Genomic DNA, 14,281 nt, shown 5'->3' with positions numbered 1-14,281 from the left:
CTCGACTTCCGTGCTGACGACATGGGGGGCGCGCGGAGAAGTCTCGACCTTCAGTCAACGGGGAAGGGGCCTGGGACGGACGGACCGGCGTGGCACGAGGCTATCCGAGACCGGCGGGCGGCTGTCCACCCGCAGGCGCCAGACACGCCCGGCATCCGCCAAAACGCCCCGAATGCTCGACCTGAGGTATACCTTCACGCCCGCTCGCGCAGGACGCTCCCGCGGCTCAGCGGACGGCGGGCGTGTGCGGGGCCGAGACGTCGATGGTGCGGGTGGTCTTCGTGCGGAGCGCGTCGACGATCTGCGCCTTGAGCGGGGACTCCCGCGCGTCACCCCAGCGGACGGTGGTCCCCGACCGCAGCTCCAGCACGATGTCGTCGGCGGAGGTCGCCCGGATCCGCTGCACGTCGTCGCGCAGCTCCGTGGGCAGCGACTCGGCGACCACGGCGAGGTCGGTGAGCAGGGGCACGGCGCCCGGGTCGGCGTCGGCGCGCAGCACCCCGTCGGGCACCGCGGACCGCGTCTCGTAGGCGACGCCGCGGAGGTCGACCAGGGCGAAACCGTCCGGCTGCCGGATCGCGAGCAGCGGCTCGCGCTCGACGACCGCCACCTCGACGGTGTGCGGCCAGCGGCGCTCCACGGTGGCCGAGGCGACCTGCGGCAGCGTGGTGGCCCGGCGGGCGATGGCGTCCACGTCCTGGCGGGCCAGCGGCACACCGAGCGGGACGGCGACGGCGTCGCGCACCTGGGTCTCGGTCAGCTCGCGCTGCCCGGTGACGGTGACCTCCCGGGCCGCGAGCACGGACGAGGCGGTGACCAGCCACACCAGCACGCCGGCGAGGACCACGACCAGGGCCACCACCCCGGCGGCCACCAGCCGCCGTCGGGTGGCCCGGCGCCGGTCGAGCTCGCGCCGCAGGTCGGGCCGGGGCCGTGGGGTCGGCGGGCTGGACGGCCGGGCCGGGGTCCCGGTGGCGGTCGGGCTCATCGGCCTCCTCCTGCGCGCTGCTCCAGCTGGGCGACGATCTGCGGGGCCACCTTCGTGACGTCCCCGCAGCCGACGGTGATGACCAGGTCGCCCGGCCGGGCGAGGGCGGCGACCGTCGGCGCCGCCGCGTCCCAGTCGGGCACGTAGGTGACGTGCGCCGTGCCCGGGCTGACGGCGTCGGCGACGAGGGCCCCGTCGACGCCGGCGATGGGGTCCTCCCGGTCGCCGCAGACGTCCATCACGACGGCCTCGTCGGCCAGCTCGAGGGCCGCGGCCAGCTGGGGCCAGAAGTCCCGGGTCCGGGTGTAGAGGTGGGGCTGGAAGCAGACGACGACCCGGCCGTGCTCCCCCACCCCCGTCCGCGCCGCGACCAGGGTGTGGTGCACCTCGGTCGGGTGGTGGGCGTAGTCGTCGTAGACCCGGACGCCGTCGACGGTGCCGACCAGCTGGAAGCGGCGGTTGGTGCCCGCGTAGCCGCCGAGCTCGGTCCGGACCCGGGCCTCGTCGGCGCCCAGCCAGGTGGCGACGGCGTAGGTGGCGGCGGCGTTCAGCACGTTGTAGTGACCGGGCACGGCCATCGCCACGGGACCGCCCGCCCCCCGCCGGTGCAGGCTGAACTGGGAGCCGGTGCCGGCGAAGGCGGTGCCCGCGATCCGCACGTCGGCGTCCGGCGACACGCCGAAGGTGACGACCTCCAGCCCCTCCGGGGCCCGGCCGTCGGCCTGGGCGCGGCGGACGCGCTCGGTCAGCAGGACCGCGCCCGGGTCGTCAGCGCTCACCACGAGCAGCCGGACGGCCGGGCCGGTCGCGAAGCGCAGGAAGCCGTCGGCGTAGTGCTCCGCGGTCCCCCAGTTGCTGAGGTGGTCGGCGTCGACGTTGGTGACGACGGCCACCTCGGCCGGGTACTGCAGGAACGAGCCGTCGCTCTCGTCGGCCTCGACCACCATGACGTCGCCGCCGCCGAGGTGGCCGCCCGTCTTGGTGCCCGTCAGGGCGCCGCCGATGACGAAGGACGGGTCGAGCCCGCAGCCGGTGAGGACGTGCGCGAGCATGCCCGTCGTCGTCGTCTTGCCGTGGGTGCCGGCGACGGCGACCCCGCGGCGGCCGAGCATCAGCGAGCCGAGGGCGGCGCTGCGGTGCAGCACCCGCAGCCCCCGGCGCCGGGCCTCGGCGAGCTCCGGGTTCTCGGGCCGGATGGCGGAGGAGGCGACGACGGTGCGCGCGTCGCCCAGCTGCTCGGCCGCGTGGCCCACGTGCACCCGGGCGCCGGCCGCCTCCAGCGAGCGCAGGTAGGCGGAGTCGTTGCGGTCGCTGCCGCTCACCTCGACGCCCAGCTGGACCAGCATCGAGGCGATGCCGTTCATCCCGGACCCGCCGATGGCGATGAAGTGCACCGGACCCAGCTCCTGGGCCGGCACCAGCTCGACCGGTTCCACCAGCGCCATCAGGCCACCACCTCCAGGGTTCTGCGCGCCAGCTGCGACGCGGCGTCCACCCGGGCAACGCCGCGGAGGGCGTCCGTCATCCCGCGCAGCCGCGCGGCGTCGGCCAGCAGGGCCGGCACCGTCCGGGCGACCCACGTCGCCGTGCACGCGGCGTCGGGCAGCAGCAGGCCGCCCCCCGCGTCGACGACGAGGGCCGCGTTGCGAGCCTGCTCACCGTTGCCGTGCGGGTAGGGCACGAACACGGCGGGCAGGCCGACCACGGCGGTCTCCAGCACCGTGCTGGCCCCGCAGCGCCCGAGCATCAGGTCCGCGGCCGCGTAGGCGTCCTCCATGGCGTCGACGTAGCCGACGGGGTGGTAGCCCGCGCCGGTGGCGAGGTCGACCGTCGGCCGGGTCTCGTCGGTCAGGTTCTTCGGCCCCAGCACGTGCAGCACCTGGATGCCCGCGGCCAGCAGGGAGTCGCGGGCGCCGAGCACGGCGCGGTTGATGCTCGCCGCACCCTGCGAACCGCCGCTGACCAGCAGCGTCGTCCGCTCGGGGTCCAGCCCGGCCCGGCTGCGGGCGTCGGAGCGCGCGGCCGCGCGGTCCAGCTCGGTGATCCCCCGCCGCAGCGGCAGGCCCAGGTAGCGGGCGTGCGGCAGCGGGGTGTCCGGGAAGGCGGTGTACACGTGCCGGGTGAGCCGGGCGGCCAGCTTGTTGGCCAGCCCCGGCACCGCGTTCTGCTCGTGCAGCACGATCGGCAGGCCCAGCCGGCGGGCGGCCAGGTACACCGGGGTGGAGACGTAGCCGCCGAACCCGAGCACGACGTCGGCCTCGACCCGCCGGAGCAGGGTGACGGCCGCGGCCACGGCCTGCCAGAGCCGGACGCCGACCAGGGCCTGGTCGACGCCGGGCCGGCGGGGCAGCGGGACGGGCGGGATGAGCTCGAGGGTCAGGCCAGCGGCGGGTACGACCCGGGTCTCGAGCCCGCGGGCCGTGCCCACGGCGGTGACCCTGACGCCGGGCCGCAGCCGCTCGAGCTCGGCGGCGGTCGCGATCAGCGGCGAGGTGTGCCCGGAGGTCCCGCCGCCCGCGAGGACGACCGAGGGCGCGGCGGAGGTCACCGGGGACCCCGCGAGCCGACGACGGTGCTCACCCGCGGGCGGTGCCGCTCGGGCCGCTGGGCCAGCAGGGCGCGGGCCCCGGGCTCCCGGCGCGCGCAGGCCAGCAGCACGCCGACGGCCAGCAGGTTGGCCACCAGTGCCGAGCCGCCGTAGGACACCAGGGGCAGCGGCACCCCGGCGATCGGGACCAGCCGCAGCACGACGGCCAGGTTGATCAGCGCCTGGATCATGAACCAGGCGGTGACCCCTCCGGCGGCGTAGCGGGCGAAGGGCTCGTCGGAGCGGGTGGCGATCCGCACGCCGGCGTAGCCGAGGACGAGGAACAGCCCGAGCACGACGAGGCTGCCGAACAGCCCGAACTCCTCACCGAGCACGGCGAAGATGAAGTCGGTGTGCGCCTCGGGCAGGCTCCCCCACTTCTGCCGGCTGGCGCCCAGGCCGACGCCCCACCAGCCGCCCGAGGCGATGGCGTACATGCCGGCCTGCGACTGGTCGTTGGCCCCGCCCAGGTCGGCGGTCGGGTCGAGGAAGGCGGCCAGCCGGCGCATCCGGTTGGGGCTGGAGGCGAAGAGGCCGACCACCCCGAGGACGCCGACGCCGGCCAGCGCGCCGAGGACGCGGAGCGGGGCCCCGACGATCCACAGCACCCCGGCGACGATCCCGGCCATCACCACGGCCGTGCCGGCGTCGCCCTGGAAGACGACGAGCAGGATGAGCAGCCCGCAGACCGGCAGGTAGGGCACCAGCAGGTGCTTGGGCTGGTCGAGCAGCCGCTGCTTGCGCGCCAGCACGTCCGCGCCCCACACGATCATGGCCAGCTTCGCGAACTCGGCCGGCTGGATGGAGAACGACTCCGACCCCAGGTAGAGCCAGTTCCGGTTGCCGTTGATGGTCTTGCCCAGCCCGGTGTAGGTGAGGGTCAGCAGCACGGCCGCGAGACCGACGCCGGCCCAGCCGAGCATCCGCAGGGTGCCGAGCGGCAGGCGGGCGATCACGACGGCGGCGACCAGCCCGGCGACGAGGAAGATCGCCTGCCGCTTGACGTAGTAGTAGGAGTCGCCCTCGTTGAGGTAGGCGCTGACGCTGGACGCCGACAGCACCATCATCAGCCCGAGGACGAGCAGCAGGGAGACCGAGGCGAGGACGAGGTGGTAGCTGGTCAGCGGCCGGTCGAGCACCGCGCGGAGCCAGCCGAGCGTCTCGTGCAGGGCGCCGGCACTGCGGCGGCCGGTGGCGAGCCGCTCCCGCTTGACGGAGCTGCGCGGCGTCCCCGCGGTGCGGGGGGCCGGAACGCCACCCCGGGAGGGAACTGTTGTCGCCACGCCTGCTGCTCCTTCGTGCTCGCCTACGCCGCGCCACCCGTCCCGCCCGACCCGGAGGTCAGGTGCCGGATCGCCCGGACGAACGCGTGGCCGCGCGCGGCGTAGTCGGTGTACATGTCCTTGCTGGCGCACCCCGGGGCGAGCAGCACCGTGTCACCGGGCCGAGCCATCGAGGCAGCCGCCGTGACGGCCTGCACCATGGCACCAGTGTCGGTGGCCCCGATCATCTCGACGGGGACATCGGGGGCGTGTCGAGCCAGCGCCCCGGCGATCACGTCGCGGTCGACGCCGAGCAGCACGGCAGCGCGCAGCCGGCCGGCGTGCGCGGTCACGAGCTCGTCGAAGCTGGTCCCCTTGGCCTGCCCGCCGGCGATCCAGACCACCTTGCCGGCCGGGTCGTCCGGGGTGGTGGAGCCGAACGCCCGCAGCGCCGCGTCCGCCGCGTGGGGGTTGGTGGCCTTGGAGTCGTCGACCCAGCGGATCCCGTCCCGCTCGGTCACGGTCTGGATCTTGTGCGAGCCCAGGGTGACGCTGCGCAGCCCGTCGCGGACGGCCAGCGGCAGCACCCCGAACGAGCGGGCCAGCGCGGCGGCGGCCAGCGCGTTGGCGACGTTGTGCGGGGCCAGCGGGGAGATGTCGGACAGCTTGGCCAGCTCCAGCGCCGAGTCCCGGCGCTGCTCGATGAACGCCCGGTCGACCAGCAGGTCGTCGACGACGCCGAGCATCGAGGGTGCGGGCGTGCCGAGCGTGAAACCGATGGCGCGGGCGCCCTCCACCACCTCGGCGTCCTCGACCATCCGCTCGGTGGCCGGGTCCTGCACGTTGTAGACGCAGCTGGTGGAGACGCGCTCGTAGATCGAGGCCTTCGCCGCGGCGTAGGCCTCGAAGGAGCCGTGCCACTCGAGGTGGTCGGGCTGCAGGTTGAGGACGGCCGCCGAGTGCAGGGCCAGGGAGTTCGACCAGTGCAGCTGGTGGCTGGACAGCTCGACCGCCAGCACGTCGTAGGGCTCGGGGTCGAGGACGATCTCCATGATCGGACGGCCGATGTTGCCGACCGCCGCCGTCCGCAGCCCCGAGGCGGCGAGCATCGCCTCGAGCATCTGCGTGGTGGTGGTCTTGCCGTTGGTGCCGGTCACGCCCAGCCAGGGGATGACCTTGGCGGGACGGCTCAGCCGCCAGGCCAGCTCGACCTCGCTCCAGATCGGCACGTCCCGCGCGGCGGCCGCCACGAGCAGCGGGTTGCCGGGCGCCCAGCCCGTGGTGATGACCAGGTCGGCGTCCTCGGGCAGCGCCGCCGTCGAGCCGGGCCCCAGCCGGACCGTCCCGCCGAGCACCTCCAGCAGCGCACCCTTGTCGGTGCCGACCTCGTCGGCCCGCTCGTCGAGCACGGTCACCCGGGCGCCGAACTGCAGCAGCCCGTCGGCCGCGGCGAACCCCGACACCCCGATCCCGGCGACGACGACGTGCGCCTGCTCCCAGGGCGACGCCCCGTCCGCAGCGGGGAGCCAACCCGGCCGGGTCATGCGACGACCCCGACCATCTCGGCCCTCGCGCCGCTCGGGAGCGGTCCGACGGTCCTCGCCCCCCGTGACGACCCAGGAGACCTCATGTCCCGGCCACCCACTCCGCGTAGAACAGGCCGAGCCCACCGGAGACGAAGAGCCCGGCGATGATCCAGAAACGCATGACGATGGTCACCTGGGCCCAGTTGAGCAGCTCGAAGTGGTGGTGGAACGGGGTCATCTTGAACAGCCGCCGCGGCGTGCCGTACATCCGCCGGGTCAGCTTGAAGTAGCTGGTCTGCAGGATGACCGACCCGACCTCGATCACCAGCAGGCCGCCGATGATCAGCAGCAGCAGCTCGGTGCGGGTGAAGATGGCCATGCCGGCGAGCGCGCCGCCCAGGGACAGCGAGCCGGTGTCGCCCATGAAGATCTTGGCCGGCTCGGCGTTCCACCAGAGGAACCCGAAGCAGGCGCCGGCCAGGGCGATCGCCACCACCGCGAGGTCGTAGGGGTCGCGCACCTCGTAGCACTTGGGTCCGGCGGAGGCCGTGTAGGCGCAGGACTGGTTGTACTGCCAGATGTTGATGAGGGCGTAGGCGCCGAAGATCATCACGCAGGTGCCGGCGGCGAGGCCGTCGAGCCCGTCGGTGAGGTTGACGCCGTTGCTGGCCGCGGCGATCAGCAGCATCACCCACAGCACGACGACCACCACCGGCAGCGCGTCCAGGCCCTTGATGTCGCGCAGGAACGAGATCGCCGGTGAGGCCGGGGTGACGCCCCGCTCGTCGGGGAACTGGAGGGCGAGCAGGGCGAAGATGATCGCGACGACCGACTGGCCGATGATCTTGGCCTTGCTGCGCAGGCCGAGCGAGCGCTGCTTGCTGATCTTGATGTAGTCGTCGAGGAAGCCGACGACGCCGAGGCCGGTGAACAGGAACAGCACCAGCAGGGCCGAGGCCGACGGGAGCGTCCAGGTGAGCAGGTGCGCGCCGAAGTAGGCGACCAGGACGGCGGCGATGATGACCAACCCGCCCATCGTCGGGGTGCCGCGCTTGACGTGGTGGGTGGTGGGCCCGTCGTCGCGGATCAGCTGGCCGTAGCCCTTCTTGACCAGCAGCGTGATGGCGAGCCGCGTGCCCAGCAGGGTGCCCAGGAGGGCGAGCGAGCCCGCGAAAACGATGGTCTTCACGCGGGTTCCTCACTGGCGGCGGACGGGTGCTCGAGCGCGCCGGGGACCGCGTCGGGAGCGACGAGGGCCTCGGCCACGGTGTCCAAGGCTAAGCCACGGGACGCCTTCACCAGCACCACGTCGCCGGGACCGAGCTCGGCCCGGAGGACGGCGAGGGCCTCCTCCTTGTCCTGCGGGGCGGTCGCGGCGCCGGGCGGGAGCCCGGCCTCCACGGCGGCCCGGACGACGGTGCCGGCGTGCTCGCCGAGGGCCAGCACGCGGCCGACCTGGTGCTCGGCGAGGTGCCGCCCGAGGTCGGCGTGCTCGGCCTCGGCGCTGTCGCCGAGCTCGAGCATGTCGCCCACGACGGCGACGGTGCGGCCGCCGGTGGAGCGGCCCAGCTCGACCAGGGTGCCCACCGCGGCCCGCATGGAGTCGGGGTTGGCGTTGTAGCTGTCGTTGACCACCACGACGCCGTCGGCGCGCTCGTGCAGCTCCATCCGCCAGCGGGAACGGGGGCCGGCCGCGCTCAGCGCGGCGGCGACGACGTCCAGCGGCAGCCCGAGGGCCACGGCCGCCGCGGCGGCGGCCACCGCGTTGGGCACCTGGTGCCGGCCGGTCAGCCGCAGCACCACCGGGGCGGCCGCGGTGGCGCCGGCGGCGTCCCGTGCGTGCAGGGCGAAGGCGTGGCGGCCGAGCCGGTCGGCGGTCAGGTCCTCGGCCCACAGCGCCGGCCCGCCGGGGGGCGGTGGGCCGCCGGAGCCGGCGAAGGCCAGCACCGGGGCGACGGTGCGGGAGCGCATGGCCCAGACCCGCGGGTCTTCGGCGTTGAGGACGGCCACGCCGGTGGCGGGCAGCGCCTCGACCAGCTCCCCCTTGGCGCGGGCGATGGCGTCCTGGCCGCCGAACTCGCCGACGTGCGCCTGGCCGACGTTGAGCACCACCCCGACCCGGGGCGCGACGACGTCGCACAGGTAGGCGATGTGCCCGACCCCACGGGCGCCCAGCTCGGCCACGAGGAAGCGGGTCCCCGGCTCGACCCGGCAGACGGTCAGCGGCACGCCCAGCTCGTTGTTGAGGTTGCCGACCGGGGCGACCGTGGGCCCGACGCCCTCGAGCACCTGCGCCAGCAGGTCCTTGGTGGAGGTCTTGCCCTGCGACCCGGTGATGCCGACGACCTGCAGGCCGCCCGCGACGCCGCGGTCGACCACCCGGCGGGCCACCCGGCCGAGCGCGGTGACCTGGTCGTCGACGGGCAGGCAGGGGGCGGGCGGCACGTCCCGGCCGGTCAGCGCCGCGACGGCACCGCCCCGCCACGAGCTGACGACGAGGTCGTGGCCGTCCACGCGCGAGCCGGCCAGCGCGACGAACAGCGCACCGGGGACGACGGCGCGGGAGTCCGCGACCACGGAGGTGACGAGGGCGTCCGGGTCCCCGGCGGTCAGCTCGGCGCCGACGACCTCGGCGACCTCGGCGACGCTCAGCCCGATCACCGCGGACCTCCGGCGGGGGCGGCGGGCGGGCCGCCGAGCGCGGCCCAGGCCGCGCGGGCCACGTCGGCGTCGGCGAAGGGCAGCACGGTGCCCGCGACCTCCTGGCCGGTCTCGTGGCCCTTGCCGAGCACGGCCACCACGTCGTCGGGGCCGGCCAGCGACAGGGCGAGCCGGATGGCCGACGCGCGGTCGCCGCCGTCGTGGACCTCCGCCGGGCCGCCGGCGGCGCGCGCGCCCGCCAGCACCTCGGCGCGGATGGCGGCCGGGTCCTCCGAGCGCGGGTTGTCGTCGGTGACCACGACGACGGCGGCCCCCCGGGCCGCGGCCTCACCCATGGGGCGCCGCTTGGCCGGGTCGCGGTCGCCGCCGCAGCCGAGGACGGCGACCACCCGCCGGTCGCGGACCGCACCGAGGGCGGCGGCGACGGCCTGCGGCGTGTGGGCGAAGTCGACGACGACGGTGGGGGCGCCGGGACCCAGCGCGACCCGCTGCATCCGGCCCGGCACGTCGACGTCGGCCAGGCCGGCGGCGGCCGCGGCCACGTCGCCGCCGGCCAGGGCGACCATGGCCAGCGCCGTCAGGGCGTTCCGCACGTTGAAGTCGCCCGGCAGCGGCAGCACCAGGTCGAGCCGGCGCCCGTCGGCGCGGGCGGTGACGGCGGTGCGGCCGTCGGGAGCCGGGCGCGCGTCGAGCAGCAGGTAGTCGGCGTCCGGGTCGGACAGGCTGACCGTGCGCAGGGTGAGCTCCGGGGTGCGGCGGACCTGGTCGAGCATCCGACGACCACCCGCGTCGTCGACGCTGAGGACGACCTGCCGCGTCCGCTCCGGGGTGAACAGCTGGGCCTTGGCGGCGAAGTAGGACTCCTCGTCGCCGTGGAAGTCGAGGTGGTCCCGGCCGAGGTTGGTGAAGGCGGCGACGTCGAAGGTGATGGCGTCGGCCCGGCCCAGGACCAGGGCGTGCGAGGACACCTCCATCGCGACGCTGTCCGCGCCGGCCTCCAGCAGGTGGGCGAGCAGGGCCTGCAGCTCCGGCGACTCCGGCGTGGTGATGGTGGTCCGGCCGGCGGGCAGCGGTCGGCCGTCGAGGAGGAAGCCGATGGTGCCGACCGTGCCCACCCGGTGCCCCGCGGCCCGGAGCGCCGCGTCGAGCAGGAACGTGGTGGTCGTCTTGCCGTTGGTGCCGGTGACGGCGTGCATGGTGAGCCGCTCGGCGGGGTGCCCGTAGACCGCGGCCGCGGCGTGCGCCATCAGCGGCCGGGCGCGGGCCGTGACCAGCACCGGCAGCCCGGCCGCCTCGGCGTCGGCCCGGCCGGCGGGGTCGGTCAGCACGGCGACGGCTCCGGCGGCCCGCGCGGCGGCGGAGAACGCCGCGCCGTGGTGGTGCTGGCCGGGCAGGGCGACGTACAGGTCGCCCGGCAGGACCAGCCGGGAGTCCAGGGTGATGCCGGTGACCGCGGGGTCGGCGCCGGCCGGCGCCACCAGCCGCGGCTCCTCCCCCAGCTCGGCGGCCAGCGCGCGCAGGGGCAGCGGCCGGCCGAGGCGGGGACGCAGAGTCGGGACGGGTGGCACGGCCCCGACGCTACCGAGCGTCCCGGTGTCCCTCACCATTCCGTCGGCAGCGCCTTGCGCTTCGTGTCGCCGTCCGGCGCCACCGAGTAGCGCGGCAGCGCCTGGTTCATGATGTCCTTGAAGACGGGTGTGGCGACGCTGGTGCCGGTGTCGCCGTTGCGCGGGTTGGTCAGCACGACGTAGGTCAGCAGCCGGGGGTCGTCCAGGGGGGCGAAGCCCACGTAGGACGTGACGTAGCCGCGGTAGCAGCCGCACTTCGGGTCGGCCCGCTGGGCCGTGCCGGTCTTGCCGCCGCTGGTGTAGGCGTCCAGCCGCAGGTTCTGCACCCCGTTGGGGCTGTCGGTGACCGAGGCCATCAGGTCGCGGACGGCGGCCGAGCTGGCGCTGGAGATGACCCGCCGCGGCGCCTCCTGCGGGTTCGGCAGGACGGCGCCGGCCGCGTCGGTCTTCTGCTTGACGAGCGTCGGCGGGTTGTAGACGCCGTCGTTGACGATGCCGGCGATCGCCGCGGCCTCCTGGATCCCGGACACCGACAGCGCCTGGCCGAAGGCGATCTGGTCGCGCTGGGAGTCGCTCATGTCCCCGCCGGGCAGGATGCCCGAGGCCTCGCCGGGCACCTCGATGCCGGTCGGGCGGCCCAGCCCGAAGCTGGCGAGGTAGTCGTGCAGGGTCTGCTTGTCGAGCTGGCGGGTCAGCAGCGCCGTGCCGATGTTCGAGGAGTTGGCGATGATGCCGCGCATGTTGAGGCGGATGTCGCCGTGCACGAAGTGGTCCTTGATCGAGGCGCCACCGGACGGCAGCCGGCCCGGGATCTCGACCCTGGTGGCCGGGTTCGCGGTGCCCGAGTCGATCAGCGCCGCCGAGGTCAGCACCTTCTCCACGCTGCCGGGCTCGTAGGGCGCCAGCACGGCGCGGTTGCCGCGGTCGTCCGCGTCGGCCTTCTGCGGCGCCGCGGAGTTGAAGGTCGGCGCGTTGGCCAGCACCAGCACCTGGCCGGTCTTCACGTCGAGGGTGATGGCGAAGCCGGAGTCGGCGCCCATCTTCTGCACCTGCGCCGCCAGCCGCTGCTGGGCCATGAACTGCAGCTCGGAGTCGAGCGTCAGCTGCACGTCGACGCCGTTCTGGGCCGGGGTGGTGGAGCTCTCCCCCAGCGGGATCCGGCTGCCGTTCGGCGCGCTCTCGTAGGTCTCGGTGCCCTCGACGCCGGCCAGCTCGCGGTCCAGCTCCAGCTCCATGCCGGCCAGGCCCTTGCCGTCGGCCCCGACGAAGCCGACCACCGACGAGCCCACCGTGCCGGCCGGGTAGGTGCGGATCGGGTCGCTCTCCCGGAAGACGCCGTAGACGCCCTTCTGCGCCAGCGCCGACGACAGGGCGCTGTAGGTGAGGGCCGGGACCTTCTTCTTCAGGTAGACGAAGTGGGTGTCGGGCTTGGTCAGCAGCGGTACGAGGTCGGCCGCCGGCATCTGCAGGTAGCCGCTCAGCACGTCGGCGATCTCCGCGGCCCGGGGGGTCGTCAGCGTCGGGTCAGCGGTCACCGCGACGGCGGGCTGGGTGGAGGCCAGCACCTCGCCGTTCCGGTCGGTGATGGTGCCCCGCGAGGGCAGCAGGGGCAGCTTGCGGGTCAGCAGGTCCGCCGAGGTCGCGGCGTAGGCCGCGGAGTCGAAGCCCTGCAGCTGCAGCAGCCGGCCGCCGCAGAGCGACAGGCCGACGGCGATGACGATGAGCACGGCGTGCAACCGGCGCGGGGAGGACGCCAGCGGCAACCGCAGCGGAGTGCGCGGGGGCGCCGGCGGGCCACCCCTGCGACTGCTGGGCCGGGCGCCGGGACGACCTCCGGCGGAGCGGCGGGTCGCGGGCGCCCGACGGTCGTCCTGGGGGCGGCGGACGGGGCGCTCGGAGCGTGCGTCGGCCCGGGCGGCGGCCGGGCGGGGGGCGCCGCCGCGGGCACCGGGGGTCGCGGTCCGCTGGCTGGTGGCGGGGTGCCGGGGCGCGCGGCCGGCTGCGGTGGGGTGCGGTCGGCGCTCGGCCATCAGCCCTGCCCCTCCTCGTCCTGCCCGCGTGGCTTCTCGGCGGCCTTCTCCTTCTTCGCCGCCTCCTGGTCCGCGGCCGCCTTCTTCTCGGCCGCCTTCTTCTCGGCCGCCTTCTTCTCGGCCGCGGCCTCGGCGGCCGCCCGCTCCGCCTTCGCCTCGGCCTTCGCGGCGTCGGCCTTCGCCTTGGCCCTGGCCGCGGCCTTCTCGGCGGCGACCTCGGCCGGGGTCTTGATGACCATGCTCGGCACCTCACCGCCCGCCACCGGCCGCGGGTCACCGATCACGTCGCCGCTGGGCAGCTCGAGGAGGGCCGGGTAGGGGTTGGGCCGCATGCCCAGCGCGGAGGCCTGGCGGGCCAGCTCCGGCGGTGCGGTCAGCACGTCGATCTGGCTCTCGAGGTCGGCCTGGGTGTAGGCCAGCTCGGTCGCCTGGCGGTCCAGCGCCCGCGAGGAGAACGCCTGGTTCTGCAGGGTGGTGTTCAACATCAGCAGACCGGCCATGCCCAAGCCGAACACGGCGATCAGCACGAGCAGGAAAGGCGCGCGGGACAGCCGCGGCGCCGGTCGTCCGACGGCCCGCAGACCCGGGTCGCGACGACCGCCGGCCTGGGTCTCCCGGGGATCGTCAACGGGTGCCCACAACGCGCTCATGCGCCTACCTCCTGTCGGGCCCGGCGCAGGCCGCCGGGCTCGTCGATGCGTACGGCGGCCCGGAGCCGCGCCGAGGCGGCTCGCGGGTTGGTGGCGGACTCGGCCTCGCCGGGCCGGACGGCGCCGCGGGTGAGCAGCCGGAGCTCGGGTCCGAGGCCGGCCGGCACGACGGGCAGGTCGCGCGGGGCGCGGTCGCTGGCGGCGGCCGCGAGCACCTGCTTGACCGGCCGGTCCTCCAGCGAGTGGTAGGCCAGGACGGCGATGCGGCCGCCGACGGCGAGGGCGGCCACGGCGCTGGGCAGCACGGACTCCAGGGCGGCGAGCTCGCCGTTGACCTCGATCCGCAGCGCCTGGAAGGTGCGCTTGGCGGGGTGCCCGCCCGTCTTGCGGGTCGCGGCCGGGATGGCCGCGTAGAGCAGCTCGACCAGCCGCGCCGAGGTGGTGAACGGCTCGCGCTCGCGCTCGCTGACCACCCGGCGGGCGATCCGGTCGGCGAAGCGCTCCTCGCCGTAGCGGCGCAGCACGGTGGCCAGCGCGGGCGCGCTGTAGGTGTTGAGCACCTCGGCCGCGGTGAGCTCCTGGCGGCCCATCCGCATGTCCAGCGGCGCGTCCTGGGCGTAGGCGAAGCCGCGGGCGGGGTCGTCGATCTGCAGGGAGGACAGCCCCAGGTCCAGCAGCACCGCCTGCACCCGCGGCCGGCCGAGCCCGGCCAGCACCGCCGGCAGCTCGTCGTAGACCGCCTCGACGAGGGTGACGCGGTCGGCGAACGGGGCCAGCCGCTCCCGCGCCCGGGCCAGCGCCTCGGGATCACGGTCCAGCCCGACCAGGTGGGCCTGCGGGCACGCCTCGAGGAGGGCGGACGCGTGCCCGGCCAGGCCGAGGGTGCCGTCGACCAGGACGGGGTGCGGGTGCTCCGGGGTGGGCTCGAGGGCCGGCGTCAGCAGCGCGAGGATCTCCTCCAGCATCACGGGGACGTGGACGGGGCCGGCCGCGCTCACCGGCGACCCCG

11 protein-coding genes are annotated in these 14,281 nt (G+C 75.3%); all 11 read right to left on the bottom strand.

What is annotated here, in order from left to right:
* Positions 1–226 precede the first annotated feature (226 nt).
* Positions 227–988 (bottom strand): cell division protein FtsQ/DivIB, encoded by a 762-nt coding sequence (locus BLT72_RS05270; protein ID WP_091410789.1) that lies wholly within the window; start codon positions 986–988, stop codon positions 227–229.
* Complete coding sequence (murC, locus tag BLT72_RS05265; RefSeq protein ID WP_091410787.1) at positions 985–2,433, bottom strand: UDP-N-acetylmuramate--L-alanine ligase; 1,449 nt, start codon at positions 2,431–2,433, stop codon at positions 985–987. Before murC ends, BLT72_RS05270 begins: the two co-directional genes overlap by 4 nt.
* Positions 2,433–3,536, bottom strand: a complete 1,104-nt coding sequence (gene murG / locus BLT72_RS05260) for an undecaprenyldiphospho-muramoylpentapeptide beta-N-acetylglucosaminyltransferase (RefSeq protein ID WP_091410785.1) — start codon at positions 3,534–3,536, stop codon at positions 2,433–2,435. Before murG ends, murC begins: the two co-directional genes overlap by 1 nt.
* The gene (ftsW, locus tag BLT72_RS05255) at positions 3,533–4,858 is read right to left on the bottom strand and encodes a putative lipid II flippase FtsW (protein WP_231930356.1); all 1,326 of its coding nucleotides are present in this window, start codon (positions 4,856–4,858) and stop codon (positions 3,533–3,535) included. The genes murG and ftsW overlap by 4 nt, the downstream gene beginning before the upstream one ends.
* A gap of 23 nt (positions 4,859–4,881) precedes the next feature.
* Positions 4,882–6,381 carry a UDP-N-acetylmuramoyl-L-alanine--D-glutamate ligase gene (gene murD, locus BLT72_RS05250; RefSeq protein ID WP_091410783.1) on the bottom strand — a complete coding sequence of 500 codons (1,500 nt, stop codon included), beginning with the start codon at positions 6,379–6,381 and terminating at the stop codon, positions 4,882–4,884.
* A gap of 82 nt (positions 6,382–6,463) precedes the next feature.
* Positions 6,464–7,552 carry a phospho-N-acetylmuramoyl-pentapeptide-transferase gene (gene mraY, locus BLT72_RS05245; protein WP_091410780.1) on the bottom strand — a complete coding sequence of 363 codons (1,089 nt, stop codon included), beginning with the start codon at positions 7,550–7,552 and terminating at the stop codon, positions 6,464–6,466.
* The gene (locus BLT72_RS05240; protein WP_091410778.1) at positions 7,549–9,024 is read right to left on the bottom strand and encodes a UDP-N-acetylmuramoyl-tripeptide--D-alanyl-D-alanine ligase; all 1,476 of its coding nucleotides are present in this window, start codon (positions 9,022–9,024) and stop codon (positions 7,549–7,551) included. The genes mraY and BLT72_RS05240 overlap by 4 nt, the downstream gene beginning before the upstream one ends.
* Positions 9,021–10,631: a UDP-N-acetylmuramoyl-L-alanyl-D-glutamate--2,6-diaminopimelate ligase gene (locus BLT72_RS05235; RefSeq protein WP_091410776.1), complete on the bottom strand. Its 1,611-nt coding sequence runs from the start codon at positions 10,629–10,631 to the stop codon at positions 9,021–9,023. The genes BLT72_RS05240 and BLT72_RS05235 overlap by 4 nt, the downstream gene beginning before the upstream one ends.
* The gene (locus BLT72_RS05230) at positions 10,625–12,622 is read right to left on the bottom strand and encodes a peptidoglycan D,D-transpeptidase FtsI family protein (protein WP_091410774.1); all 1,998 of its coding nucleotides are present in this window, start codon (positions 12,620–12,622) and stop codon (positions 10,625–10,627) included. The genes BLT72_RS05235 and BLT72_RS05230 overlap by 7 nt, the downstream gene beginning before the upstream one ends.
* Positions 12,622–13,272 carry a cell division protein FtsL gene (ftsL, locus tag BLT72_RS05225; protein WP_091410772.1) on the bottom strand — a complete coding sequence of 217 codons (651 nt, stop codon included), beginning with the start codon at positions 13,270–13,272 and terminating at the stop codon, positions 12,622–12,624. The genes BLT72_RS05230 and ftsL overlap by 1 nt, the downstream gene beginning before the upstream one ends.
* Positions 13,269–14,270 carry a 16S rRNA (cytosine(1402)-N(4))-methyltransferase RsmH gene (gene rsmH / locus BLT72_RS05220; RefSeq protein WP_280949245.1) on the bottom strand — a complete coding sequence of 334 codons (1,002 nt, stop codon included), beginning with the start codon at positions 14,268–14,270 and terminating at the stop codon, positions 13,269–13,271. Before rsmH ends, ftsL begins: the two co-directional genes overlap by 4 nt.
* Positions 14,271–14,281 lie beyond the last annotated feature (11 nt).

The sequence above is a fragment of the Friedmanniella luteola genome (genome assembly GCF_900105065.1).
Taxonomy (GTDB): Bacteria; Actinomycetota; Actinomycetes; order Propionibacteriales; family Propionibacteriaceae; genus Microlunatus; species Microlunatus luteolus.
The sequence above is the reverse complement of the archived record's forward strand: the minus strand, read 5'-3'. Positions and strand labels throughout refer to the sequence as shown.

What these genes read in the sequence shown, in the direction of transcription:
- BLT72_RS05270 (WP_091410789.1), bottom strand. Translation starts at nt 988, where the DNA reads ATGAGCCCGACCGCCACCGGGACCCCGGCCCGGCCGTCCAGCCCGCCG.
- murC (WP_091410787.1), bottom strand. Translation starts at nt 2,433, where the DNA reads ATGGCGCTGGTGGAACCGGTCGAGCTGGTGCCGGCCCAGGAGCTGGGT.
- murD (WP_091410783.1), bottom strand. Translation starts at nt 6,381, where the DNA reads ATGACCCGGCCGGGTTGGCTCCCCGCTGCGGACGGGGCGTCGCCCTGG.
- BLT72_RS05235 (WP_091410776.1), bottom strand. Translation starts at nt 10,631, where the DNA reads ATGGTGAGGGACACCGGGACGCTCGGTAGCGTCGGGGCCGTGCCACCC.
- BLT72_RS05230 (WP_091410774.1), bottom strand. Translation starts at nt 12,622, where the DNA reads ATGGCCGAGCGCCGACCGCACCCCACCGCAGCCGGCCGCGCGCCCCGG.
- ftsL (WP_091410772.1), bottom strand. Translation starts at nt 13,272, where the DNA reads ATGAGCGCGTTGTGGGCACCCGTTGACGATCCCCGGGAGACCCAGGCC.